General features: G+C 72.0%; 22 protein-coding genes and 1 pseudogene. 16 read left to right on the top strand and 7 right to left on the bottom strand.

All coding sequences use genetic code 11. From position 1 onward, the window contains the following. Window positions 1-29 precede the first annotated feature (29 nt). Genes C8E87_RS32325 through C8E87_RS32315 form a run of 3 tightly spaced genes read left to right on the top strand, consistent with a single transcriptional unit; the run spans window position 30 to window position 5,250 of the window. Window positions 30-2,189, top strand: a complete 2,160-nt coding sequence (locus tag C8E87_RS32325) for a hybrid sensor histidine kinase/response regulator (protein ID WP_133877259.1) — start codon at window positions 30-32, stop codon at window positions 2,187-2,189. After that, window positions 2,189-3,259, top strand: a complete 1,071-nt coding sequence (cheB, locus tag C8E87_RS32320; RefSeq protein WP_133877258.1) for a chemotaxis-specific protein-glutamate methyltransferase CheB — start codon at window positions 2,189-2,191, stop codon at window positions 3,257-3,259. The genes C8E87_RS32325 and cheB overlap by 1 nt, the downstream gene beginning before the upstream one ends. Further along, complete coding sequence (locus C8E87_RS32315) at window positions 3,256-5,250, top strand: response regulator (RefSeq protein ID WP_133877257.1); 1,995 nt, start codon at window positions 3,256-3,258, stop codon at window positions 5,248-5,250. The genes cheB and C8E87_RS32315 overlap by 4 nt, the downstream gene beginning before the upstream one ends. 9 nt (window positions 5,251-5,259) lie before the next feature. On the opposite strand, the gene C8E87_RS32310 is transcribed toward C8E87_RS32315, so the two are convergent. From C8E87_RS32310 to C8E87_RS32300, 3 genes are read right to left on the bottom strand one after another with little or no spacing between them, the layout of a single operon-like run. Continuing rightward, window positions 5,260-5,892 carry a GNAT family N-acetyltransferase gene (locus tag C8E87_RS32310; RefSeq protein WP_133877256.1) on the bottom strand — a complete coding sequence of 211 codons (633 nt, stop codon included), beginning with the start codon at window positions 5,890-5,892 and terminating at the stop codon, window positions 5,260-5,262. A 41-nt stretch (window positions 5,893-5,933) separates the two neighbouring features. Beyond that, window positions 5,934-8,468: an FtsX-like permease family protein gene (locus C8E87_RS32305; RefSeq protein ID WP_133877255.1), complete on the bottom strand. Its 2,535-nt coding sequence runs from the start codon at window positions 8,466-8,468 to the stop codon at window positions 5,934-5,936. After that, a complete protein-coding gene (locus tag C8E87_RS32300; protein WP_133877254.1) occupies window positions 8,465-9,217 on the bottom strand; it encodes an ABC transporter ATP-binding protein in 753 nt (250 codons plus the stop codon). The genes C8E87_RS32305 and C8E87_RS32300 overlap by 4 nt, the downstream gene beginning before the upstream one ends. 151 nt (window positions 9,218-9,368) lie before the next feature. Between C8E87_RS32300 and C8E87_RS32295 the strand changes: the two genes are divergently transcribed. From C8E87_RS32295 to C8E87_RS32280, 4 genes are all read left to right on the top strand, one after another. Next, window positions 9,369-10,562, top strand: a complete 1,194-nt coding sequence (locus C8E87_RS32295) for a sensor histidine kinase (RefSeq protein ID WP_133877253.1) — start codon at window positions 9,369-9,371, stop codon at window positions 10,560-10,562. Next, the gene (locus C8E87_RS32290; protein ID WP_133877252.1) at window positions 10,559-11,197 is read left to right on the top strand and encodes a response regulator; all 639 of its coding nucleotides are present in this window, start codon (window positions 10,559-10,561) and stop codon (window positions 11,195-11,197) included. The genes C8E87_RS32295 and C8E87_RS32290 overlap by 4 nt, the downstream gene beginning before the upstream one ends. Before the next feature lie 157 nt (window positions 11,198-11,354). Next, window positions 11,355-12,014, top strand: a complete 660-nt coding sequence (locus tag C8E87_RS32285; RefSeq protein ID WP_133877251.1) for a PilZ domain-containing protein — start codon at window positions 11,355-11,357, stop codon at window positions 12,012-12,014. Window positions 12,015-12,101: 87 nt separating this feature from the next. Further along, entirely contained in the window at window positions 12,102-13,073 is a 972-nt protein-coding gene (locus C8E87_RS32280; protein ID WP_166661357.1) for a hypothetical protein, read from the top strand. Here the strand turns inward: C8E87_RS32280 and aceB are convergent. Both aceB and aceA read right to left on the bottom strand, forming a co-directional pair. After that, window positions 13,007-14,632, bottom strand: coding sequence for a malate synthase A (aceB, locus tag C8E87_RS32275; RefSeq protein WP_133877249.1), 1,626 nt, complete (start codon window positions 14,630-14,632; stop codon window positions 13,007-13,009). The genes C8E87_RS32280 and aceB overlap by 67 nt on opposite strands. Beyond that, window positions 14,632-15,921, bottom strand: a complete 1,290-nt coding sequence (gene aceA / locus C8E87_RS32270) for an isocitrate lyase (RefSeq protein ID WP_133877248.1) — start codon at window positions 15,919-15,921, stop codon at window positions 14,632-14,634. The genes aceB and aceA overlap by 1 nt, the downstream gene beginning before the upstream one ends. A gap of 130 nt (window positions 15,922-16,051) precedes the next feature. Between aceA and C8E87_RS32265 the strand changes: the two genes are divergently transcribed. After that, window positions 16,052-17,491 carry an XRE family transcriptional regulator gene (locus C8E87_RS32265; RefSeq protein ID WP_239080181.1) on the top strand — a complete coding sequence of 480 codons (1,440 nt, stop codon included), beginning with the start codon at window positions 16,052-16,054 and terminating at the stop codon, window positions 17,489-17,491. Between the two features lie 288 nt (window positions 17,492-17,779). After that, on the top strand, window positions 17,780-18,679 hold the full coding sequence (locus C8E87_RS32260; protein WP_133877246.1) for a hypothetical protein: 900 nt from the start codon (window positions 17,780-17,782) through the stop codon (window positions 18,677-18,679). Window positions 18,680-19,328: 649 nt separating this feature from the next. Here C8E87_RS32260 and C8E87_RS32255 read toward each other — a convergent pair. After that, entirely contained in the window at window positions 19,329-20,585 is a 1,257-nt protein-coding gene (locus C8E87_RS32255; RefSeq protein WP_239080182.1) for a sensor domain-containing phosphodiesterase, read from the bottom strand. Between the two features lie 70 nt (window positions 20,586-20,655). Between C8E87_RS32255 and C8E87_RS32250 the strand changes: the two genes are divergently transcribed. From C8E87_RS32250 to C8E87_RS32240, 3 genes and pseudogenes are all read left to right on the top strand, one after another. Continuing rightward, a complete protein-coding gene (locus C8E87_RS32250) occupies window positions 20,656-21,180 on the top strand; it encodes a GNAT family N-acetyltransferase (RefSeq protein ID WP_133877245.1) in 525 nt (174 codons plus the stop codon). A gap of 225 nt (window positions 21,181-21,405) precedes the next feature. Beyond that, window positions 21,406-22,477: pseudogene (locus C8E87_RS32245) on the top strand (IS110 family RNA-guided transposase). 36 nt (window positions 22,478-22,513) lie between these two features. Next, window positions 22,514-23,002: a type II toxin-antitoxin system VapC family toxin gene (locus C8E87_RS32240; protein WP_243755185.1), complete on the top strand. Its 489-nt coding sequence runs from the start codon at window positions 22,514-22,516 to the stop codon at window positions 23,000-23,002. A 10-nt stretch (window positions 23,003-23,012) separates the two neighbouring features. Here C8E87_RS32240 and C8E87_RS32235 read toward each other — a convergent pair whose 3' ends face one another. Beyond that, entirely contained in the window at window positions 23,013-23,207 is a 195-nt protein-coding gene (locus C8E87_RS32235) for a hypothetical protein (RefSeq protein WP_133877244.1), read from the bottom strand. 151 nt (window positions 23,208-23,358) lie between these two features. Here C8E87_RS32235 and C8E87_RS32230 point away from each other — a divergent pair, with 151 nt between their 5' ends. The 4 genes from C8E87_RS32230 to C8E87_RS32215 are packed head-to-tail and all read left to right on the top strand — an operon-like array spanning window position 23,359 to window position 25,190. After that, window positions 23,359-23,538, top strand: coding sequence for a hypothetical protein (locus C8E87_RS32230; protein WP_133877243.1), 180 nt, complete (start codon window positions 23,359-23,361; stop codon window positions 23,536-23,538). Further along, window positions 23,535-24,467 (top strand): hypothetical protein, encoded by a 933-nt coding sequence (locus C8E87_RS32225; RefSeq protein ID WP_133877242.1) that lies wholly within the window; start codon window positions 23,535-23,537, stop codon window positions 24,465-24,467. Before C8E87_RS32230 ends, C8E87_RS32225 begins: the two co-directional genes overlap by 4 nt. Beyond that, complete coding sequence (locus C8E87_RS32220; RefSeq protein WP_133877241.1) at window positions 24,451-24,975, top strand: RNA polymerase sigma factor; 525 nt, start codon at window positions 24,451-24,453, stop codon at window positions 24,973-24,975. The genes C8E87_RS32225 and C8E87_RS32220 overlap by 17 nt, the downstream gene beginning before the upstream one ends. Then, window positions 24,972-25,190, top strand: coding sequence for a hypothetical protein (locus C8E87_RS32215; RefSeq protein WP_133877240.1), 219 nt, complete (start codon window positions 24,972-24,974; stop codon window positions 25,188-25,190). Before C8E87_RS32220 ends, C8E87_RS32215 begins: the two co-directional genes overlap by 4 nt. The last annotated feature ends 190 nt before the right edge of the window (window positions 25,191-25,380 follow it).

Below are 25,380 nucleotides of genomic sequence, written 5' to 3'. Positions count from 1 at the left end.
GCCCCGCCCGACCCTCACCGCGGCCGGTCATGAGCAGCGACCCGCTGCGCTACTTCCGGATCGAGGCCCGCGAGCTGGTCGACCAGATCAGCGCGGGCGTGCTCGACCTGGACCAGCAGCCGGGAACCGACCTGGTGGCCCGCCTGCTGCGGTTCACGCACACGCTCAAGGGCGCGGCCCGGGTGGTCAAGCAGACGGAGATCGCGGACCGCGCGCACGAGTTCGAGGAGGTGCTGGTCCCGCACCGCGACGAGAGCCCGCCGGCGCTGCCCGCCGACGAGATGCGCGAGCTGCTGCGTCTCAACGACGAGATCGCGGGCTTCGTCGACGCGCTGTCCGGTCCGCGGCCGGAAGCGGCGACCGTGCCCGCCGAGCCCGAGGCCCTGCCGGAGCCGGCCCACCCCGAGCAGGTGCGCACCGTGCCCGTCAACGAACCCACCACCCAGGCCGAGGTCGACCAGGCCAACGTCGAGGCCGACCTGGCCCGGGGCGCGGAGGCGGCGGCGGACCGGCAGCCCGAGCGGGCGGCCACGGCCGACCTGGACGAGCTGCTCGACGCCATCGGCGAGGCCAGCGCCCGGATCGCGCCGCTGCGGGACGGCCGGCGCACCCTGGCCCGCCTGCACCGCAACGTCGAGACGCTCAGCGACCGGATGCGCGTGGGCCGCACCACGGTGTCGGATGCGGCCGCCCGGACCGCTGTGCGTCGGCTCGCGGGTGAGCTGGGCGCCCTCGGACGGCGGCTCACCGACGCCGTCGACCAGGTGGAACGCGAGCTCGACGAGGTGCGCGGCAGGGCCGAGGGCCTGCGTCTGGTGCCGGCCGGCTCGATCTTCACGGTGCTGCGCCGGGCGGTACGTGACGCCGCCGACGCCGAGGGCAAACAGGTCCGGTTCCAGGCCAGCGGGGCCGACGTGCGCATGGGCCCGAACCTGCTCAACCTGATCAGCGGCGCGTTCCTGCACGTCGTACGGAACGCGGTCGTGCACGGCATCGAACCCGCGGACCGGCGGGTGGCCGCGGGCAAGCCGGCCGAGGGCACGGTCAGCGTGCACGTCGAGCGCCATGGCCGGTACGCCGAGTTCCGCTGCGCCGACGACGGGCGTGGTTTCGACCTGGACGCGTTGCGCCGCACCGCCGAGGAACGCGGGCTGCTGCCACCCGGGGCCGACGCCGGTCCGCAGGCCCTGATCGACCTCGTGCTGCACGGCGGGATCAGCACCGCGCCCGGGGTCACCGAGGTGGCCGGGCGCGGCATCGGCATGGACGTGGCCCGTGACGTGGCGCAGCAGCTGGGCGGCGAGGTCTTCATCGACAACCGGCCCGGCCAGGGCGCCACCGTACGGCTGGTGGTGCCGTTGACCCTGCTGAGCATCAACGGGTTGGTCGTCGAGGCGGGCGGGACGACCACGACGATGCCGCTGGACGCCGTGCGCCGCTGCGTGCGCCTGGCCGCCGACGAGATGGCCGCCGCCACGGCCACCGCCCGGCTCGCGCATGAGGGCGAGGTGCTGCCGTTCCTGCCGCTGGCCGCCGCCCTGCACGCCGTCCCGGACGAGGACGCCGATCCCATTTCGGGGGTGGCGGTGGTGCTCGCGGCCGACCGGGACACCGTGGCGATCGGCGTCGACCGGCTGGCCGGCATCACCACGCTGGTCGCCCGCCCGCTGCCCGAGCTGGCCCCGGCCGACCCGGTGGTGGCCAGCGTCTCGATCGACCTGGACGGCAACCCGCGACTCGTGCTGGACGCGCACGGGCTGGTCGCCGAGGCCCGGCAGGAGAGCGCGGCGGCCCGCGGCGAGAACGCGGCCGCCGCCCGGCCCAGGATGCCGATCCTGGTGGTCGACGACTCGCTGACCACACGGATGCTCGAACGCAGCATCCTGGAGTCGGCCGGGTACGAGGTCGACCTGGCCGCCTCGGGCGAGGAGGGTCTGGAGCGGGCCCGCAACCGCGCCTACGGGCTGTTCCTGTCCGACATCGACATGCCCGGCATCGACGGCTTCACGTTCGTCGCGCGGGCCAAGGCCGACCCGCAGCTGGCGCACGTCCCGGCCATCCTGGTGAGCTCGCGGGCCGACGCCGCGGACAGGCGCCGGGGCGAGGAGGCAGGCGCGTCCGCGTACGTCATCAAGAGCGAGTTCAACCAGGAGGAACTGCTCGCTCACATCCGGAGGCTGATCCTCTGATGATCCGTGTCCTGCTCGTGGAGGATTCCGCGACCATGCGTCACCACCTGCGCGAGTCGCTCGCCGGCGACCCGGAGCTGCGGGTCGTGGGCGAGGCGACCGACGGCGGCGCCGCGGTCGAGATGGTGGCCCGGCTGCGCCCCGACGTGGTCACGATGGACATGATGCTGCCCACGACGAGCGGCCTGGTCGCGACCGAGCACATCATGGCGGAGCACCCGACACCGATCCTGGTCGTCTCGTCGGCCGACCGGCGCGAGCTGTTCAGCACGTACAACGCGCTGGCCGCGGGGGCGGTGGACGTCCTCGAGAAGCCGCGCGGCGACGCCACCGACGCCGACTGGGGGCGGCGGCTGTGCGCGGCCGTACGCCTCGTCTCGCGCATCCGGGTGATCACGCACCCGCGGGCCCGGCTCGACGGCCGCGACCGGCCCGGGAGCCTGCAGACGGCGCCGGTCCTCCCGTCTCCGCCGCTGCCCCAGGAGGCCCTGCAGGCGGTGGCGGTGGGCGCGTCGACGGGTGGGCCGGGGGCGCTGACCGACCTGTTGCGGGCGCTCCCGGCCAGGTTCCGCCCGCCGGTCCTGTGTGTGCAGCACATCGCGGCCAGCGAGCCGTTCGCGGTGGCGTTCTCGGACTGGCTGGCCGGGCAGACCGCCCGCGACGTCAGCTACGCGCGGGACCGTACGCCGCTGACGGCCCTGACCGGCCGGGTGTTGCTGGCCCCGCCGGACCGGCACATGCTGGTGCGCGACGGCATGGTCCGGCTCAGTGACGCCCCGCCCCGCCATTCGTGCCGCCCGTCGGTGGACGTGCTGTTCGAGTCCGTCGCCGCCGAGCTCGGCCCGGCCGCGGCCGGCTGCCTGCTGACCGGCATGGGCCGCGACGGCGCCGAGGGCCTGCTCACCATGCGGGCCCGGGGCGCGGTGACGTTCGCCCAGGACGAGGCGAGTTGCGTCGTGTACGGCATGCCTCGCGAGGCGGCCCTGATCGGCGCGGCCGCGTACGTGCTGCCGCCGGTCAAGATCGCGGCCCGCCTCGCCGACCTGCAGCTCGCCGGGAGCCGGCGATGAACCACGAGGTGCTCATCGTCGACGACAGCCTCACCGTGCGCATGGACCTGCACGAGGCGTTCGAGGCCGACGGCTTCGGCACGATCCTGTGCGCGACCGGCGCAGAGGCGCGCGCCGCGTTCGCGACGGCGTACTTCGACGTGGCGGTGCTGGACGTGCTGCTGCCCGACGCCGACGGGCTCGAGCTGCTCACCGAGCTGCGCGGCATGCCGAGCCGGGCCGGCGTGGTGACGGTCCTGCTGAGCAGCGTGGACGACGTCGCCGACCGGCTGGCCGGGCTGCGCACGGGTGCGGACGAGTACGTCGGCAAGCCGTACGACGCCGGCTATGTCGTGGCCCGGGTCCGCCAGCTGCTCGGCGACGGCCCGGCCCGCACCGACGACCGCACCCAGGTGCTGATCATCGACGACAGCCTGACGTTCCGCGAGCAGCTGCGCGAGTTGCTGGAGGGCGAGGGCTACGCGGTTCTGCTGGCCGCCAGCGGCGAGGAGGGCCTGCGGATGGCGGCCGACCGGCGCCCGCAGGCGGTGATCGTCGACGGGGTGATGCCCGGCATCGACGGCGCCACGGTGATCCGCCGGATCCGCCTCGACCCGGCGCTGCGCGACACCCCGTGCATCCTCATGACCGCGGCCGACGACTACGCCACCGAGTTGCAGATGCTCGATGCCGGCGCCGACGCGTTCGTGCGCAAGCAGCAGAACCTGGCGATCGTGCCGGCCAAGCTGAACGCGGTCCTGCGGCAGACCGCCGAGCAGCTGCCGATCGAGGTCACCGGCAGCCTGCACGGGCCGAGCAAGGTGCTGGCGCTCACCCCCGACCGGCAACGGCTGGCCGGCCTGGCCGCGGCGCTGCAGGGCGAGGGGTACGACGTGATCCAGGTGTCGAGCACCGACGACGCGCTGGACCTGCTGACCGAGCAGCCGGTGGACTGCATCGTGCTCGGGCTCGGTCCCGGCGGCGAGTTGGGCGGGCAGGCCTGCCGGCGGATCAAGGAGGTGCCCCGGATCGGGGAGACGCCGATCGTGATGACCGGCGCCACCGACGACGACTCGCTGGCCTGCCTGGCGTTCGGCGCCGACGACTACGTCCGGGCGGACGCGGCGGCCGAGGCGTTACGGGCCCACGTCCGTACGCAGATCCGGCGCAAGCAGTCGCACGACGAGAGCCGGCGCATCCGCGAGGAGCTGATGCGCCGCGAGCTGGACGCGGCCGAGGAACGCGCTGCCCGGCAGCTCGCCGAGACGCGGGCGGCGCTGGTCGAGGAGCTGGAGTGGCGCAACCGCGAGCTGGAGGCGTTCTCCGGCTCGGTGTCGCACGACCTGCGCGGCCCGCTGCAGGTGATCAGCAGTTTCGCCGAGCACATGCTCGACGACGAGGACGAGCCGCTGAGCGCCGAGGCGCGGCGCCGGCTCAGCCGCATCCAGGCCGCCGCGCACCGGATGGCCGACCTGGTCGAGTCGCTGCTGATCCTGGCCCGGGCCAGCCGGGGCGACCTGCGCCGGTCGGAGTTCGACCTGACCGCCACCACGTGGTCGGTGATCGGCGAGGTGGAGGCGCGCGGCCCCGGGCACAAGGTGGCGTTCGCCGTGCAGGAGAGCATGCGGGCCGACGCCGACGAGGGCCTGGTCCGGGTCATCCTGGAGAACCTGATCAACAACGCGGTCAAGTTCACCCGCAAGGTCGAGAGCCCCGTGGTCGAGGTGGGCCGGACGGCCGAGGCGTTCTTCGTGCGCGACAACGGCGCCGGGTTCCCGGCCGGCAAGGCGGGCGAGCTGTTCCGGCCGTTCGCCCGCCTGCACAGCGCCGAGGACTTCCCCGGCACCGGCATCGGGCTGACGACCGTGCACCGGGCCGTCGAGCGGCACGGCGGCGAGATCTGGGCCGAGGGGGACGACGGGCGCGGCGCCACGTTCTGGTTCACGCTGCCCGCGGCGGCCGGGCCGGCCACGGCGCCGGACCGCCGGGCCCAGGCCCGCCGGCACAGCTGACAGGGTTGCTCAGCCGCCCAACCCGAACCACGGCCGGCAGGGCGGGAAACCGGTCACCGTGGTGCCGGCGCCCGGCCACTCGGCGGCGGTCAGCCGGAAATGCTGGAGTTCAACCACGTCACCCCCGGTGTCGACGATGCGGCTGACACCGTTCTCGCGGTAGCCGACCCGGCGGGACACCCCCAGCGAGGCGGCGTTGGCAACCGTGGCCGACGTGATCGCGGCCACCGCGCCCAGCTCGCCGAACGCGAACTGCAGCATCGCCGTACGCATGGCCACCCCGACGCCCCGGCCGCGGGCCTCGCGCACCAGCCAGGACGCCGAGTCGACCGTACGCAGGGCCGGGAAGTTCTCACCCTCGAGGGTCTGCACGCCGACGTCCTCGCCGCGCCAGGAGACCACGAAGTGCAGCACCCAGGACGCCGGGTCCCAGGCGCCGAGCGACTTCCAGTAGCCCTGGCAGAACAGCCGCCGCTCGTTCTCGGCGAAGCTCTGCGACCCGAAGAGGGCCAGCCGCGGGTCGTGCCCCACGTCATCGGGCAGCACGGCCGCCAGATGAGGCAGGTCGCTCTCGCGCATCGGGCGCAGCACCACGTCGCGGAAGGCCAGCCGGAGCCCGAACAGGGGCCAGAACTCGTCCATGCCCTGCGGTATATCCGGCCGGCCGGCCTTCCGCACGTGAATTACTCCGCGCCGAGCGCCGCCACCGGGCTCACCTTGGCCGCGCGGCGGGCGGGCAGCACCCCGGCCAGCGCGGTCAGCGCGATGAGCACCAGGAACACGATCGCCAGCTGGCCGTAGGGCAGCGCGATGGGCGCGTTGAGCCCCAGGGCCTTGACGGCCAGCCACGCGTACGGGATTCCCAGCGCCAGCCCCACCGCCGCGCCGATCGCCCCGTAGAGCGCGGACTCGGTCGTCAGCATCGTCCGCAGCCCGGCCCGCGAGAGACCGACCGCGCGCAGCACCCCGGATTCGCGGACCCGCTCGACCACCGACAGCGCCGTCGTGGTGCCGACCCCGACCACCGCGATGACCACGGTGAGCCCGACCAGGCCGATCGCGATGAGCAGCAGCAGGTTGACGCTGTTGTTCAGCTGGTCGCGCTGGTCGGCCAGCACGTCGATCCGCCACTTGCCACCCGCGGCGACCTGCGCGTCCTGGATGGCCCGGTTGCCCTTCGTACGCCCGGACTCGCCCGGCTCCTTGGCGTTGGCCAGCACACCCGAGAACGTGGCGGCGGGGGCGCCCAGCTTGGTCAGGTCGTCCGGGACGAGCACCGCCGACGTGTGCAGCGGACCGTCCTCGGCGAACTGGGCCACCACGGTCAGTTTCACCGTACGCTTGCCGGCCTTGAGCTGGATCTGGTCGCCGACCGTCTTGCCGCTGATCTCCGCCCCGAAGTCCGACAGCGCGACCTTGCCCGGTCCGAGGTCGTCCAGCGAGCCGGCGGCGACGCCGACCTTCTTGAGCTCGGGCAGCGAGGTCATCGCCAGGTCGGTCGCCGACACACCCTCGTACGCGTCGAGGTCCACCGTCACCCGCCGGTACGGGGTGACGTCGGTGAGCTCGTCGCGCTGCTTGAGCTGCTCGGCCAGCGCGGCCGGGACCGGGGCCTGATCGATGCCGAGCATCTCGTAGTCGGCGGGCGCCGAGGCCGCGATCTCGCGGTCGGCCAGGACCCGCAACGACGCCCCGCCGACCAGCGTGCCGGCGATCAACGTGACACCGAGCGCGACCACGACCGAGACGGCGGCGGCGCGACGCGGGGCGGAACCCACTCCCCCGGCGGCCAGGCGGCCGACCGGGCTGGAGCGGCGCAGCGGCCACCCGATCAGCGCCAGCACCGGCCGGACCAGCACCGGCCCCAGGGCGACCAGGGCGAAGAACGCGAACGCGCCCGAGGCGACCAGCGCCAGCAGCATCGGCTGCGGGTCGTAGTCCTTGGTGTCGCGGCCCGGCAGGTTGTTCACGATGTACCCGGCCGTCATGGCGGCGCCGACCAGGAACAGCAGGCCGGTGGCCCAGCGCAGCTTGCCGATGTCACGCCGCGCCCCGGTGGTGCCGGCGCCGCGCAGCGCCTCCAGCGGCGACACCCGCGACGCCGAGGCGGCCGGGGCGAGCACCGCCACCGTGGTCAGGAAGACGGCGAGCAGCACCGTGAGCAGGGCCGCCAGGAGCGGGAAGCCGGGCCCGAAGACCGACTTGCCGAACCAGCCGGCCACAACCGGGAAGAGATGCCCGGCGCCGAGCGCGATCAGCACCCCGGCGACGCCGGTGACCAGGCCGGTGAGCGCGCCCTCGGCGGCCAGGGCCCGGGTGATCGGGCCGCGTCCGGCGCCGACCGCCCGCAGCAGGGCGAGCTGGCGCATGCGCTGGGCGAACACGATCCGGAAGGTGGAGGTGGCGACCAGACCCGCGGCGACCACGGCGATCGCGATGAACATGGCGATCACGGCGAAGATCGAGTTGATCTCGGACGCGGCGGCCTCGGCCTCCTCGTGCCGGACCGTGTCGCCGTCCTGCACCTGGGGACGGTCCTCCGCCTTGATCTTCGTCGAGGCGGTGATCATCGTGTTGATCCGGTCCATCACCGCGGACGCGTCGGTCCCCGGGGCCAGGCGCAGCTCGATGCGGCTGAGCCCGTCGTAGCCGCCCAGCTTCATGATCGAGTCGGTCGGCCCGTACGCCTGGAAACCGAAGTCGTCGCGGACGTCCACCACGCCGACCACCGTCAGCTTCGACGACTCGAGGGGCTTGCCGTCCTCGTCGTAGCGGATCTGCCCGGTCACGGTCTTACCGAGCTGCAGGCCCATCCGCTCGACCGTGCGCGGGGTGACCGCGATCTCGCCCGGCTTGGACGGGTAGCGCCCCTGGGCGACCGTGACCTGGGACAGCGGGCCGGTCCCGGGGTCGCTGAGCAGCGAGAGGTACTCGCCGCCGATCTGGGCGCCGTTGTCGACCCGGCCGACCGTCTCGGCGACGCCGGGGATCTTCTGCACCGCGGCCAGCTCGGCCGAGGTGATCATGCCGCTGTGCACGACCACGTCGGCCGCCTCGGGGGTGCCGCTGAGGCTGTTGAGCACCGTGCGCTCGGTGATCTGCTGAGCCAGCACGGTGGCGTACACGACGAACGAGACGACCAGCACGGCCAGGCCGGTCAGCAGCAGGCGGGACGGGCGGCGGGCGACGCCGCGGAGCTGGGTCCGGAGCACGCTCATCGCGCGACCGCCAGGCTCTGCAGGGCGTCGGTGACCGAGGCGATGTCGGGATTGTCCAGCTCGCCGGCCACGCGGCCGTCGGCGAGCAGCACAACCCGGTCCGCGTACGCGGCGGCGCCCGGGTCGTGGGTGACCATGACGATCGTCTGGCCCAGTTCCCGTACGGAGTTGCGCAGGAACAGCAGCACCTCGGCGCCCGACCGGGAGTCCAGGTTGCCGGTGGGCTCGTCGGCGAACACCACCTCGGGCCGCGACACCAACGCCCGGGCCAGTGCCACACGCTGCTGCTGGCCGCCGGACATCTCACCCGGCCGGTGACCGAGCCGGCCCGTGATGCCCAGCGTGTCGGTCAGGTGCGCGTACAGCTGCGGGTCGGGCTTACGGCCGGACAGCTCCAGCGGCAGCGCGATGTTCTGCGCCGCGGTGAGCTGCGGCAGCAGGTTGAACGCTTGGAAGACGAAGCCGATCCGCTCGCGGCGCACCTTGGTCAGCACCTTGTCGCTCTGCTTGGTCAGGTCGGTGCCGCCCAGCAGCGCCTGCCCCGACGTGGCCGTGTCGAGACCGGCCAGGCAATGCATCAGGGTGGACTTGCCCGACCCGGACGGCCCCATGATCGCCGTGAACTGGGCCCGGGAGAACCCCACCGTCACCCCGTCCAGCGCCCGGACCGCGGTGTCGCCGCTGCCGTAGACCTTGACCAGATCCACAGCGGCGACCGCGGCCAACGTGTCCACGTTCTGCGTCAGCATTTATGTCTCCCACTCGATGCGTCGATGTCGAGGAAGATCATGGGTGCAGCCGACCGGCCGGCACATCGGCCCGGGGCCAGGCTCACGGACGGCGGCGGATCTGTCTTTCGGCCGATGGGACGCCCCGCACCAGCGCATACATTGGGTGACGATGCAGAACAACTCGAACCGGAGGGTGCTCCGCCGCCTCGCCCAGCTCGCCGCGCTGGGAGCGATGGCGCTGCTGGGCATCCTCGACGTGGCCCAGGGCATGCTCCGCAGCGAGGCGCTGGGCCTGGTCAAGGTCTTCCTGGCGATCGCGGCCGCCGCGGTGTGGCTGCCGAAACACCAGTCCCGCTCCACCCGCCTGCCCAAGGCCGCCATGGCGCTCGGCGGCCTGTCACTGCTGGTCACCCTCGCCTCGGCCGCGGTGACGTCGCCGGACAGCTACGCGTACGGCGAGACGTGGGGTCTCGCCGAGTCGGCCGCGCTCCTCGGGGTTTGTTACGTGGTGGCGCGGCGCTCCACCGCCGGTCTCGGGTTCTCCGCGCTGGTGGTCGTGGGCGCCGCGGTCAGCTTCGCCCCGCTGCGGGCCGGGCAGGACTACGCGTTCGTCATCTTCGGCCTGATCCAGGCGCTGGCCGCCGCGGCCGTCATCGGTCTCGCGATCTACATACGCATCATCGAGAGCTCCCGGCAGCGGGCCTTCGACGCCGTACGGGCCGAGCAGCGCGCCGAGTTCGCCCGTGACCTGCACGACTTCATCGCCCACCACGTGACCGGCATCGTCGTGCAGGCCCAGGGCGCCAAGTTCATCGCCGAGCAGGACCCGAAACGGGTGCTGCAGGCGCTCGACCAGATCGAACAGGCCGGCGCCGAGACGATGGCGTCGATGCGCCGCATGGTCGGCGTGCTGCGCGACCCCGACTCGAAGCCGGACGCGCCGCTCGCCCCCGTGGCCGGGGTGCACGAGCTCGGCCCGCTGCTCGAGCAGTTCAACTCGGCCGGCGGCGCCAAGGCCCGCATGCACCTCGACGGCGACCTCGACGGGCTGCCGGTCGAGGTCTCCACGTCGGCGTACCGGGTGGTGATGGAGGCCCTGACCAACGTGCGCCAGCACGCCCCGGCGGCGACGGCGGCCGACGTCTGGATCCGGCGCACCCCCGAGTGGCTGCTGGTGCGGGTGGCCAACGACGGCGTGGTCCCGGCCCGTACGCCCGCCCCCCGTGACCGGGCAGGGTACGGTCTCGTGGGCCTGACGGAACGGGTCCGCGCGGTCGGCGGCCGGATCTCGGCCATGCCCGGTATCGAGGGCGGCTGGGTCGTCGACGCCGCGTTCCCGATCGACCCGAGGACGAGCACATGATCCGCGTACTGATCGCCGACGACCAGGCCATGGTCCGCACCGGCTTCGGCATGATCATCGGCGCGCAGCCCGACATGGAGGTCGTGGGCGAGGCCAACGACGGCGTCGAGGCCGTGGCCATGGCCCGCAAACTCAAGCCGGACGTGGCCCTGCTCGACATCCGCATGCCCAAGATGGACGGCCTGGAGGCCCTGCGCCTGCTCTCCGGCCCCGGCGTGACCGACCCCGTCAAGGTCGTCGTGGTCACCACCTTCGACCTCGACGAGTACGTCCACCAGGCCCTCCGCAACGGCGCGGCCGGCTTCCTGCTGAAAGACTCGGGCCCGGCCCTGCTGATAGAAGCCGTCCGGGCCGCCGTGTCCGGCGACGCCCTGATCAGTCCCTCGATCACCGTCCGCCTGCTCGAACACCTGTCGTCCCCGGCCCCCGCCAACGACGACGGCGGCCTGTCGCCGCGCGAACTGGACGTTGTGCGCCTGGCCGCCAAAGGCCTGACCAACGCCGAGATCGCGGCCCAGCTGTTCATCTCGATCGGCACCGTCAAAACCCACGTCGGCAGCGTGATGACCAAGCTCAACGCCCGTAACCGCGTCGAGATCGCGGCCTGGGCCTGGGAACGCCGCCTTCTGGGCTGAATCCGCCGCGCACCTGGGAAAGGTCTTCGGCGACGCCGGGCGCACGTTCGGTGTCCGCCTGGCCGGCCGGACACCGTCCGGACGCCTCAGATGCCGGCCGGATCGGCCGAAGAGGCTGCAGAAGGCTCCGTGCGGACGACGTTCGAAAAGGTGAGTGATGGGTGCTCGAGCTCGGTCCGAGACGGTCGCGCTGCCGGGAAAGGGCACGCCGCTCTTCCTCGTCACAGCGGAGGAGGCCAGCGTCACCTCGCGGCTGGAATCGGTCGACGGCGACACGTTCAACGTGATGCGCCCGGCAGGGCTGACCGAGCAGCTGGAGGAGGGCGCGGAACTCGACATCTTCTGGACCACTCCGAACTCCCGCGTGGTCGTTACGTGCCGGCTCCTGGACTCCGGTGAGGACCCGTCGCACTGGCGGTTCGCGCCGACCGGCCCCGCCCGCTCGGACAACCGCCGCCAGTTCCCGCGTGGAGGGGCAGGCGCCGCCGTGCGGCTCATGGCCGCCGGGGACGGCGGGCCGGCGGCCGGCGCGCTGCTCGACATCAGCGAGGGCGGGTTGCGGTGCTGGATCGATCCGTCGCTGTCGTTCGCCCAGGGCGACCGGGTCCGGGCCACGCTGTGGCTCGGCACCGGCGAGGTCGAGCTGGACAGTGTGGTGCACGCCGTCCGCGAGACCCGCCCCGGCGACCTGGGCCGGCACCTGATCCTCACCTTCGCCCCCGACGACAAGGCCGCGAATCTGATCCGGCAGTACGTGAAGGCGTGGGAGATCGGCGAGCGGCGCCGTGAGCTCAGGGAACGACCCAGCACCGCCTGACCGTGAGCCGCGGAGCCGAACTGCGTCGACATCCTGCGGTCGCTGGGGTGCAATGGCGGCATGCGATCGCCTTTGCAGGGTGGGCTCTTGCCCGCCGGAGCGGGGACCGGGCCGCTGGTGCGGATCGCCTGTGACGAGTCGGGGTTCTCGGGGACCAACCTGCTGCACCCGGGCATGCCGACGATCACGCACGCGAGCGTGGACCTGAGCGTGGACGAGGCGTCCGATGTGCTCGCGCGGCTCGGGGTCCGGGGCAGCTCGCCCGAGTTCAAGGCGGGGCGGTTCCTGCGGGGCGGCAGCCACGACTGGTTCCTGGCGGCGCTGCGCGGGCGGGCGTTCGTGCATGTGATCGACAAGCGGTTCTTTCTCGTCACGCGGATCGTCGACCTGCTGCTGTACGAGCCCTCGTACGCGGCGGGCACGCGTCTCACGCAGGATCAGCGACCGGCTGCCGTCGCGCTGCACGACGCCGTACGGGAGAGCTCGGGGTTGCTGACGGCGTTTGCCGACCTTGTGCGCACCAAGCGGCGGCGACCGGCGAGCGAGACCGCCGAGCGTTTCCTGAGGGCCGCGAAGCCCGTCATCGAGGTGGAGCCGGCCCGGGTCAGGAGGCTGGCGGACCGGCTCGACCAGGACGACCGCACGGTCCCGCCGCCGTTGGAGCCGTTGCTGCCGGCGCTGGCCGAGACGGTGCTCACCTGGAGCGGGGGGACAAGGCGGGTGCTGGTGACGCACGATGAGCAGAGCGCGCTGACCGCCGACCGGCTGAGCCGGCTGCAGCGGGCGCTGGCCGCCGGCGACGGGGTGTCGCCGCTGGCCGGGTTCGTGATGGCCGACTCGCGTGACGACCCGCGGGTGCAGGTGGCCGACCTGCTGGCGGGGGTGGCCCGGCGCCATGGGGTCGGCAACGACTTGCTCACACCTACTTCGTGGAGGAACACCGAAGGGCGCGGCCCCTTGTCCGAGGGGACCGCGCCCTTGCCCGGGGCCGATCAGACGGCGACAGGCGCCTCATCGGGGACCGGGGTGGCTGACCCGCCGGACAGGTGCCGAAGGTAGGCCGGCAGGGTCAGGAACTCGGGGCACGTGCGCTCGGTCAGCAGCACCGTGAGCAGGGTCCGGGCCTGCCCGAAGCGCCGGGCCGAGTCCTCGTCGAGGGCGCCGGTCTCGCTGAGCACGTCGAGTTCCTCGCGCAGCATCCGGATGACCAGCGCCGAGCTGACCGGAACCCCGTAGTCGGTCGGGGTGGCCGAGTGGATCCATTGCCACAGCTGGGCTCGGCAGATCTCCGCGGTCGCCGCGTCCTCCATCAGGCCGCCGAGCGCGACCGCGCCGCGCCCGCCCAGCCACGCGGCGATGTAGCGCAGCGCCACACTGACGTTGTTGCGCAGCGCGACCTCGGTGACCTGCACGCCGGGTGTCCGCACATCGAGCAGCTCGACCGCGGTCACCTTGACGTCCTCGCGCTTGCGCACGATCTGGTGCGGCTCCTCGCCGAGCCACTGGTCGAACACCTCGCGGCACGTCTCGACCAGACCGGGGTGCGCCACCCAGGAACCGTCGAAGCCGTCGCCGACCTCACGCCGCTTGTCCTGGCGCACCTGGTTGAGCGCCCGCTTGGCCGCCACCGGGTCCTTGCTGGGCACGACCGCCGCCATACCGCCGATGGCGTGCGCGTTGCGGCGGTGGCAGGTGCGCACCAGCAGCTCGGTGTACGCCCGCATGAACGGTGTGGTCATCGTGACCTGCGACCGCTCGGGCAGCACCATGTCCGGACGGTTCTTGATCATGCTGAACAGGTAGTCCCAGCGGCCCGCGTTCAGGCCGGCCGAGTGCTCGCGCAGCTCGTACAGGATCTCGTCCATCTCGAACGCGGCGGTGATCGTCTCGATGAGCACGGTCGCGCGGATCGTGCCGCGCGGGATGCCCAGCGCCTCCTGCGCGAAGACGAACACGTCGTTCCACAGCCGCGCCTCGAGGTGCGACTCGAGCTTCGGCAGGTAGAAGTAGGGTCCGCTGCCCCGGTCGAGCTGCCGCTGCGCGCAGTGGAACATGTAGAGCCCGAAGTCGAACAGCGCCGCCGACACCGCCCGGCCGCCGATGCGCAGGTGGCATTCCGGCAGGTGCCAGCCCCGCGGCCGCACCATGATGGTCGGCGTCCAGCCGTTGACCTTGTACTGCTTGCCCGACGGGTCGGTGAAGTCGAGCGTGCCGTCCAGCGCGTCACGCAGGTTGGCCTGCCCGAGCACCACGTTCTCCCAGGTCGGGGACGTGGCGTCCTCGAAGTCGGCCATCCACACCTTGGCGCCGGAGTTGAGCGCGTTGACCGTCATCTTGCGCTCGGGCGGCCCGGTGATCTCGACGCGCCGGTCGAGCAGGTCGGGCGCCGGCGGGGCGACGGTCCAGGTCGAGTCCTCACGGATGTGCGCCGTCGAGGGCAAGAAGTTCAGTTCCCCCGTACGGGTGGTCCGCCTGCGACGCCGGCGCTCCAGCAGCTGGACGCGGCGCGCTCCGAACTCCCGGTCGAGCGCCACGACGAACGCGACGGCCTCGGGGGTCAGGATCTCGCCGTAACGGCCCTCGGTCGTACCGGTGATGGTGATCTCTTCGCCGCCCATCAGAACTGCTCCGTCTCGGTCGAGCCCTTGAGGGCGGTGGTCGAGCTGTCCGGGTTGAGTGCGGTGGAGACGGCGTCGAAGTAGCCGGTGCCGACCTCGGCCTGGTGCTTGGTGGCGGTGTAACCGTCGAGCTCGGCCGCGAACTCGGCCTCCTGCAGCTTCACGTACGCGGTCATCCCGGTCTGGGCGTAGCCGCGGGCCAGCTCGTACATCGAGTGGTTGAGCGCGTGGAAACCGGCCAGCGTGACGAACTGGAACTTGTAGCCCATCGCGCCGAGCTCCTTCTGGAACCGCGCGATGTCGGCGTCGTCGAGGTTCTTCCTCCAGTTGAACGACGGCGAGCAGTTGTAGGCGAGCATCTTGCCGGGGTGCTGCTTGTGGATGGCCTCGGCGAACGACTTGGCGAACTCCAGGTCGGGCTTGCCGGTCTCGACCCACAGCAGGTCGGCGTAGTCGGCGTAGGCGATGCCGCGCGCGATGGCCGCCTCGGGCCCGCTGCGCACCCGGAAGAAGCCCTCCGCCGTACGCTCCCCCGTGAGGAACGGCCGGTCACGCTCGTCGACGTCGGTGGTCAGCAGGTCCGCGGCCAGCGCATCGGTCCGCGCGATGACCAGCGACGGCACGCCCAGCACGTCGGCCGCCAGCCGCGCCGCGTTCAGCGTGCGGATGTGCTGAGCCGTCGGGATGAGCACCTTGCCGCCGAGGTGGCCGCACTTCTTTTCGCTGGCCAGCTGGTCCTCCCAGTGCACGCCGGCCGCACCCGCCGCGATCATGGCCTTCATCAGCTCGAACGCGTTGAGCGGGCCACCGAAACCGGCCTCCGCGTCGGCGACGATCGGCGCGAACCAGTCACGCTCGTGCTTGCCGCTCGCGGTGTCGATCTGGTCGGCGCGCATGAGCGCGTTGTTGATGCGCCGCACGACCGCGGGCACCGAGTTGGCGGGGTACAGCGACTGGTCGGGGTAGGTGGCGCCGGCCAGGTTGGCGTCGGCCGCGACCTGCCACCCGCTCAGGTAGATGGCCTTGAGCCCGGCCCGGACCATCTGGGTGGCCTGGCCGCCGGTCAGCGCGCCGAGGGCGTTGATGTAGTCCTCGGTCTGCAGCAGCTCCCACAGCCGCTGTGCGCCGCGCTCGGCGAGCGTGTGCCGCTCCTGGACGGTGCCGCGGAGCTTGACCACGTCGTGCGCGGTGTAGCTGCGCTTGATGCCCAGCCACCGGGGATCGCCGGCCCACGCCCGAGTGAGGTCCGCCGCGGTACCGCCCCTGACTTCGGTCAGCTGATCAGTCATCTGATTCATCCCTTCCGTGCCCTGTCGCTTGTGCTGCTTGGGAAGAACTCGACTATCACCGACCGCACAAGCCCCTCTGAAGGCGTTTGTGAGCAGAAGAAACGCAAAATTTCTGCTAACGTCAAATCCCGTGAGCGATTCACCCACCGTCGACCTCGTGACCCTCGGCCAGCGGCTGCGTCACCAGCGCAAATCGAAGAACATGACCCTTGAGCAGCTCAGCGAGGCGGTGGGAAGAGCGCCGTCGCAGCTGTCGCTGATCGAGAACGGCAAGCGCGAGCCCAAGCTGTCGGTGCTGCAGGCGCTCGCGGGCGCGCTCGAGGTGCCGCTGCAGGAGCTTCTGCGACCCGAGGCGCCGTCACGACGGGCCGGACTCGAGATCGACCTCGCACATTTCCAGCAGTCACCGGCGTACGCGGGACTGGGCCTTCCCACGGTGAAAGGCGGGCGCCGGTTGCCGGCCGACGCGCTCGAATCCCTGGTCGGCCTGCACCGCGAGCTCAACCGGCTGCTGACCGAGCAGAGCGCCACCCCCGAGGTCGCCCGGCGGGCCAACGCTCAACTGCGGGTCGACATGCGGGAACGCGACAACTACTTCGCCGAGATCGAACAGGCGGCGGCGAAGGTGCTGCGGTCGGTGAAGCACGCCACCGGTCCGCTGAGTCAGCGCGGCATCCTCGACATCGCGGCGCAACTGGGCTTCTCGTTGCACTACGTGAACGACCTGCCCGGCTCGACACGCTCGGTCACCGACCTGGCGGGCCGGCGCATCTACCTGCCCCAGGTTGCGAGCGGCAAGGGACACGACCCGCGGGCGGTGGTGCTGCAGACGCTCGGCCACTTCGTGCTCGGCCACCCCGAACCGGCCGACTACGGCGACTTCCTGCGCCAGCGGGTCGAGGCCAACTACTTCGCGGCGGCGCTGCTGATGCCCGAGAACTTCGCCGTCGAGTTCCTGCGCGAGGCCAAGGCCGACCGGGCGCTCGCGATCGACGACTTCCGCGACGCGTTCGGCGTGTCCTACGAGACGGCGGCGCACCGGTTCACCAACCTGGCGACCCACCACTTCGGCATACCCGTGCACTTCACGCGGGTGCACGAGAACGGGATCGTCTACAAGGCGTACGAGAACGACGGGGTGCGCTTCCCGTCCGACGTCACCGGGGCCATCGAGGGGCAGCCGATCTGCCGCAAATGGGCGTCGCGAACGATCTTCCAGGCCGAGGACCCGTACTCGTCGTTCTACCAGTTCACCGACACGTCGGCCGGCACGTACTGGTGCACGGTCCACATCGAGTCGACGCGCTCGGGGGAATTCTCGGTCACGGTCGGCACCCCGTACGAGCATGCGCGCTGGTTCCGGGGCGGAGACACCACCCGCCGTACGGTGTCCCGCTGCCCCGACCCCGACTGTTGCCGCCGCCCACCCGCCGCCCTGGTGCGACGCTGGGCCGGGAACGCCTGGCCGAGCGCCCGCGTCCACTCCCACCTGCTCGCGGCCCTGCCCCCGGGCACGTTCCCCGGCGTCGACGCCCAGGACGTCTACGAATTCCTCGACCGCCGCGCCTGAGTTGCCCAGCCGGCGCACCACCGGCGCGTTCGCCACACCCCGCCGCCGCCTCCTTCCTCCTCCCGCCCGGCGCGGCGTCACCGCACCTCGCTCGTCGCCTCCACCACCCATCCCGTCGCGGCATCACCTGTCCGTCGCCGCTCCCAGCGCCACCACCATCCGGTCCCGGCATCACCTGTCCGCCGCCGCTCCCAGCGCCACCACCATCCGGTCGCGGCATCACCCCCACCCCCAACCCGTCCCGGCACTCGCCCGCGGGCCCTTGATCGACGTGCTTAAGATGCGGCGATGATCGCGCGGGTGGTGGCAGGGGCCGTGGCGTGGGCCGCGGCGGCGTTGTGGGCGTACGGGATGGCTGTTCTGCAACCGCTCTGCGAACCAGGGTCGGCCTTCTGGGAGTCCGCCGAGAACAATTCCTATTGGGCGCGGGACGTCCGGTGGGGCGCGATCCTGGCAGTGACCGCGGCGCTGTGGGCCGCCACCAGAGGCGTCGCGGCCCCGGTCGTCGGCGTCGGGTGGCTCGGCGCTGACCTGGCCTTCGACCGCATGGATCCCGGCACGGCCACGGTCACGGCCTCGGCCGCCGGCGTGGGGCTGATCCTGACCGCCGTGGTGGTGTTCCTCGGCCGGCCACCGGCCCGGCGCCGCGGACTGGTGTGGGCGGCGCTGGCCTGCGTGCTGGCCGCGGGCCTGGTCGCCCGGCTGGAGTCCCCGACCGACACCGAACCGCAGCTGGGGCCCTCCCGGCTGGCCGCGTTCGCTGTGCTGGTGGCGGCGGCCGCGTTCTGCCTGACGGTCGCCCGCTACCCCTGGTGGGCCACCGCGGGGATCGTCGCGTTGCTGGCGCCGGTCGCCGTTCCCGGTGCACCCCTGTGGGTGTCGTTCCTGCTGCTGGTGACAGCCGCGGCCGGGATCCTGGCGCTGCGCCGCCCCGGGGTGAGGGTGGGCGTGCTGGTCGCGACGCTGGTGACGGTGCCGATCAGCCTGGTTGCCGTGCTTCTGCTGCTGCTCCAGGCCGCACGCCCGTTCACCGCGCTGGCCGGCAACGAGCCGATCAACGGCGCTGACTCCGACCCGTCCCTGGTGCTGTCGGCGGTGGCGACCGCCCTGGTCTGCTTCGCCATCGTGCGACTGTGCTCAGCCGGTGTCACGCGCGGCTCCTCAGCCGGGGTCGCACGCTTCTCCTGACCGCAGCCGCGCGGCTTCGTCGGCCGGCGCCGCATTGCCGCCCGGGCCGCGTAGCTCGTGCTGGGTCGCGTAGCTCGTGCTGGGTCGGGCGCTTCTCCCGACCCGCAGTCGAGTTCCTCCGCCGACACCGCGTTGCCGGCCCCGAGCCGCGCAGCTCTCGGGCGGGGCCGAGCGCTTCTCCCGACCCGCAGTCGAGTTCCTCCGCCGGCACCGCGTTGCCGGCCCCGAGCCGCGCAGCTCTCGGGCGGAGTCGGGCGCTTCTCCCCAGCCGGCTGCCGCGTGTCCTCACATCGGGCTTCGCGCGCGCCTGCTCAGCCGACATCGCGCCCACCCCCAGCTCCCGGGCCCGGCGCGTTTCGACATCCGGCGCCGACGCGCTTCTCCGCCAGGCGGCTTCGCGCGTTTCCACGTCCGGCTTCACGCACTTCTCCACGTCCGGCTTCACGCGCTTCTCGTCCCGCGGCTTCGCCCCCACCTCCTCGTCCTCAGGCTTCGCTCGCGTCTTTTCGGGCGGGTTCACGCGTCTCTTTGAACCGGCTTTGCGTGCGTCTCCCCCAGCCGGGTTCACCCCTATCTCCCCGGCCGGCTCAGCGCCGCTTCCGCAACCGGGTTTCCCGCTGCCCTGACATCCGGGTTCGGAAGCGGGTGATCAGCTGGGGAGCAGTTCGGGCGTACGCGCGGGGGCCAGCCAGTGCAGCAGTGAGCGTGCGGCCTCCACGACCAGCGCGCGGTCGTGGGTGAGGGCGAAGTCGAACCGCCGTTCGCCCTCGGGGCCGTCGTCGCCGAGGTCGTGGGCCACCAGGGCGGCCGCGCGGTGGGGACCGACCACGATCACGTTCCATTCGCCGCGTAGCAGGTCGCCGTCGCCGAGGCAGGCGCCCCGCACGCCGGGGACGGGTTCGTCGGTGAGCCCGCTGCCGATCGCGGCGACCAGCGGGCTGCTCACCGCGATCCGGCCGAAGCGGCGCGCGGTGGCCGCCGTGAAGTGCCGGGCGTCCTGGAAGCAGGCCAGCAGCACGGTGGGTTCGCCGCCGTCGCCGGCCAGCGCCTCGAGGTGACGGCTCATCGGCATGAGCTGGGCCTTGGTCGTACGGGCGAGGGGCCGGCGCGCGCTCACGATGGTGAACGGGGTGCGGTCGTCGTCGCGGGGCGGCGCGATGAACGGCAGCGACGTCGTGGGCCCGGCCGCCGGGGGCAGGGGCGCCGGACGACCGAAGTGCCAGCCCTGCCCGACGGTCGCGCCCATCGTACGGGCCACGGCCAGGTGCTCCTCGGTCTCGATGCCCTCGGCCAGCACGATCGCGCCGCTCGCCTCGGCGTACGCAGCGACCGCCGCCACCACCCGGGCGGTGTGCGGGTCGCCCGGCGCGTGCAGCATCGCCATGTCGAGCTTGACCACGTCGGGGTGCAGGAACGGCATCAGCGCCAGGGACATCGGGTCGGCGCCGACGTCGTCGAGGGCCACACCCCAGCCGGCCGTCCGGCACGCCGCCGCTGCCGTCAGCAGACCCGACGGGTCGACGGCGATGGCGCGCTCGGTCATCTCGGTCACCACGCGCAGGCGGTCACGGGCGCTTTCCACTCCCGGCGCCAGGTCGGGCGGGCAGGCCATGCGGGAGGCGGCCGGTTCCATGTTGACGAACCAGCTCAGCCCCGGGTCGAGCCCTGCCGCCAGGGCGCTCCGATAGGCGCGGGCCCGGCAGATCCAGTCGAGCTCGGCCTCACGCCCGAAGTGCCGGGCCGCCGCGAACAGAGCGGCCGGCGATTCCCACGGACTGCCGGCCGGGCCGCGGCTGAGCGCCTCGTAGCCCAGCACCCGGCCCGTGGTGAGCTCGACCAAGGGCTGGAACAGGGTGGTCACCGCGCGTCGGTCGAGGACGTCATGAATGTCGGGCACGTCGGACATATCGGCTTCTTTCTCCGCAGTCTTAAGACTCGGCTACACCCGGCCGGCGGCGGCTGCTTAGGGTCTGATCATGCTTACCCTCGTGCCGCCCACGGTCACCCTGCACAAGTCCTGGATCGCGGCCCGCGACGAATGGCCGCCCGGGGCACACATGGACGGTCACGGCGTACGGGAAAATGACGACGTCGACTCCGAGCCCGGGTTCGCCGCGTGGGTGGCGGGGTTGCACGCTCAGGCCGACCCGTCGGTCCCGCCCGCCCCCGGCTGGGTGCACTGCACGTACCGCTGGATCGTCGAGGACGACGAGTACCTGGGGTCGATCGCGCTGCGGCACACGCTCAACCAGCCGCTGCTCGACGCCGGCGGTCACATCGGCTACGGCATCCGCCCCTCGGCCCGCCGCCGCGGACTGGCCTCGTGGGCGCTGACCCGAACCCTGGAAACCGCCCGTACGATGGGCCTCGAACGCGTGCTGATCGCCTGCAAGCCGGACAACGTCGCGTCGGCCCGCGTGATCGAATCCCACGGCGGCGTCTACGAGGACACCCGAACCACCGGCCCGCACACAGTCAAGCGCTACTGGATCACCCTCTGACAGAGATGATGTTTGTGAGCACCTCCCGCCGAGGTTTGACCCACCCTCTGACTGACTTCGGGTCCTTAACGGGATTTGTCGGCCTCGATCGGGAGGTGCTCGTGCACTCATCAGGCGTGGCGTTGTGACTTCATAGGAGCCTGGCCAGAGGCCCCATCTCTGTCTTGTCCGCGTTGCCCGGCTGGTGCGTGCCGCCCTGCCCCAGTCACGAACGACAGGACGACGATGCCCTCCATTACACCTGATGAAGCCGCGATCGACGTCTTCGGTGGGGTCGACACCCACCAGGACACCCACACCGCCGCCGTGATCGACCAGATCGGCCGGGTCCTCGGCACGCAGCAGTTTCCTGCAGACGCGGCCGGCTACACCGCCCTGCTGGCCTGGATGCGCGAGCACGGCCGACTCAACCGGGTCGGGATCGAAGGCACCGGCGCCTACGGCGCGGGACTGGCCCGTCTGCTGCGCGCCGAGCAGGTGGCCATGATCGAGGTCGACCGCCCGGACCGCAAGACCCGCCGGTTCCAGGGCAAGTCCGACCCGATCGACTCGATCCAAGCCGCCCGGGCCGCCCTGGCCGGAGAACGCACCGGCACCCCCAAACAGCGCGACGGCCGCGTCGAAGCGCTGCGTAACCTGCGCGTAGTCCGGCGCAGCGCGGTCGACCAGCGCGCCGACACCCAACGCCAAATCAAGGCCCTGATCGTCACCGCCACCGACGAGCTACGCGCCCGGCTACGCGGTCTGACCATCACGAAACTGATCGCCACCTGCGGAAACCTGCAACCCGACCCAGCCAACTCGGCCGCCCCGTCCACCGCCACCGAGCTTGCATTGCGCAGTCTGGCCCGCCGCCACCAGCAGCTGTCGGTCGAGATCACCGACCTCGACGAGCTGCTCGAACCTCTCGTCGCGGCGATCAACCCCGGCCTGCTGGCCGCCCACGGCGTCGGCGCCGAGGTCGCCGGGCAACTGCTGGTCAGTGCCGGCCAGAATCACGACCGGCTCGCCTCCGAAGCGGCGTTCGCCATGCTCTGCGGCGTCGCCCCGATCCCCGCCAGCTCCGGCAAGACCACCCGGCACCGACTCAACCGCGGCGGCGACCGGCAAGCCAACGCAGCCCTCTACCGCGTCGTCCTCGTCCGCCTGCGATGGGACCCCCGCACCCGCGACTACATGCAACGACGCACTAAAGAAGGCATGTCCAAAAAAAGAAATCATCCGATGCCTGAAGCGGTACGTCGCCCGCGAGCTCTACCAGCTCATCACCAAAAACGATCTTGAACTTGCCGCTTGACATCTATAGGAGCATCCGAGCGGTTCGGACAGCTCGGTGGAGTCGACCTCGACGCACCGGCCCGGCAACCCCACCGCGAGCAGCGGACTTCGGCGAGTGACGATCGTCCTCGACACCAACGTCGTCTCCGAACTGATGCGGTCAGCTCCCGCGCCGGCTGTACTCGCCTGGCTGCGGCAAACGTCCAGCACCGGCCTCCACACCACGGCAGTCACAGTCGCCGAGATCCGCTACGGCATCGCGCGGCTCCCCGACGGCCGCCGTAAACACGACCTGCACCAGGCAGCCAACGAGATCTTCGCCGCCTTCCCTCGCCAGGTCCTGCCCTTCGACCTTGCCGCGGCCACTGCCTACGCCGAGGTGGTCGCCCGCCGGGAAGCAGACGGCAACCCGATCGACGGCTTCGACGGCCAGATCGCCGCCATCTGCCGAGCGCAGGTCGCGACGCTGGCCAGCCGCAACACCAAAGACTTCGTCAATACCGGGATCTCGCTCATCGACCCGTGGCAAGAGATGACCGTCTGACGTCACCAACTCAATCGTCCGTCGGCACACCACGGACTCGCGGCTGAGACAGCCCCGCCGCCTCGGCCAACTGTGAGCCCCTGATGGCAGCGAACATCTGTTCCCGCATCTGCTGCCGCCGAGCCACGCGGCCGCTGCTGTCCCAGTCGGGATCAAGGGCGCAAGCCTTGGCCTTCACGTCCCGCCAGGTGGATGCCTCGGTCATGACTCCTTTTCAACCTTCAGGTCGGTCCGGTGCTCAGCAGAGCGGGTGTCGGCCAATCGGTCTCGCCGAGGTCGAGCAAACCAAACCTATGGCTGCTCGACCCAACACTTCGGCCGCCGGTCCGTGGTACTGGGTGGAAGGGGTGAGACGGATGATGGATCTGTATCTGCTCGCGACGTTGCGGATGAAGGAGCGGCTGCGCCAGGCCGAGCTCGCACAGCTGAGGCCGTCGGTGAGCCGGCCGCGGATTGTGCTGGCGCGGTGGCTGATGGCGGCGGCGCGGCGGCTGTGGCCGGAGGCCGGACGCGAGATGGCGGGAGCGATCCGATGAGCGACGAGCAGGGCGTCGTCGAGGGCCGGGCGGTGCTCGACCTCAGCCACCTGACCAGTGCGGACGAGCTGGCGGCGATCACCCGGATCAGCGCGGTCGGTGCGGTCGTGCTGCCCGAGGCGCTGGCCGGGGCGTACGCGGGAATCCCGGTCTCGGAAGTGGGGGCCACCGTCTTCGTGCCGGACGGGTTGAGGGCCCGCGTGCACGTGGGGACGATGGTGGTCGGGGGCGACGCTGTCGGGTCCGCGGGCGAGGTCCTTGTCGTGGTCGGCGTCCTGCTGATCACCGGGCCGGTCACCGGCGAGATGCCGAGCCGGATCAGCGTGGTCGGGTCGGTCTTCGCGCCGAGCGGCAGTGAGGCCGCGCTCGGCCGGGTGTTCGGCGGCGGCGTCGGGACGATCACCTACTACCGGTACGAGGAGGGCCGGTCCGCGCCGCACATCAAGATGCTCAGCGGCCAGGTGCGGCTGACCGGGGCGGCGCTGGCCAACCACGGCGGCGACCCGAGCGACATCCTGGTCGCGGCCGGGCAGGCGGTCATCACCGGCGAGGTGGGGACGATCGGGTACGCCCAGATCTTCGCGGCCGGGCAGCTGATCGCCCCCGTGGCGGCGCAGGCAGAGCTGGAGAGCCGGCTGGACGCGCAGGGCCAGACGCTGTGGTACCGCTCCGCCGACCCGCGTGTCCTGCACGACGACGTCGAGCTGGGCCCGGACTATTTCCGCCTGCTCGACCACCCGGTCAGCCTGATCGCGCTGGGCGACCTGACGATCGGCGCCGGGGTCACGGCCGAGCTGCTGCGCGACAACGTGGCCGACATCGTCGCGCTGGGCGACGTGTACGCGCCGGCCGGGGCCGTGCCGGCGGTGCAGGTGCTGGCCACGGACCTTTACGGCCGGATCCGGGTCGCTGATGGACCGCGGGGCTGAGTTCCGCCGGCTGTACGACGCGCACCGGACAGCTGTGCACGCCTACTTCACCGCGCGTACCGGCGACCGATGGCTGGCCGCCGACCTGATGCAGGAGACGTTCCTGCGGGCGTGGCGCCGGTTCCCCGAGCTGTCCGGCCGGGCGGACGACGGGCAGCGTGCCTGGCTGTTCACGGTGGCCCGCAACCTGGCGATCGACGAGCACCGGCAGACCCGTACGCGGGCCGCGACCGACGCCGCTCTGCGCGCCGAGCCGACCGAGGCGGCCGAGCCGGCCAGCGCCTCGGTGCTCGGCGCGGAACGGGTCGCCGTGGTGGCCGACCTCATCAAACGCCTGCCCGAGGAGCAGCGGATCACGCTGACCCTGACCGCTGCCGGCGGGCTGAACAGCACCGAGACAGCCACCGCGCTGGGTGTCCCGGCCGGCACCGTCCGCTACCGGTTGTCGGTGGCCCGCCGGACCCTGGCAGAGGCCCTCAGCGCCTACGACGAGACGGAGCACCCATGAACCTCGACGACGCTCTGCGCCAGTGGGCCGCCCAGGAGGTGGAGCTGCCCGCCCCGGTCACCGACGACATTTTCCGGCGGATAGTCGCGGCCCCGCAGCCGCTGGACCCACGCTGGTGGAGCAGCTTCTCGGGCCGGTTGGCGGCCACCGTGGTGGCGAGCACCCGCCCCCGCGTCCCGGCTCGGTGGCCGTCAGGCAGCCCAGGTCTCGTCTGACCGGTTGTGGAAAACGGGCATGGCGAGCGCGAAATCGGGCATCGAACTACGGCGTGTACTGCGTGGCCACGCAGTCTGCACTGGGCCGGACGCGACCCGCTGCCCTCAGAAGATTCCGCAAGCCGGACGCCGGTGACCTGGAGGGTGCGATGGGATGCTGAGGGTCATCCCCGATCCACTGCCGGGAGGA

The organism is Paractinoplanes brasiliensis (genome assembly GCF_004362215.1).
Taxonomy (GTDB): Bacteria; Actinomycetota; Actinomycetes; order Mycobacteriales; family Micromonosporaceae; genus Actinoplanes; species Actinoplanes brasiliensis.
Note: the sequence above shows the minus strand (reverse complement) of the source record. Positions and strands in the feature narration are given on the sequence as shown.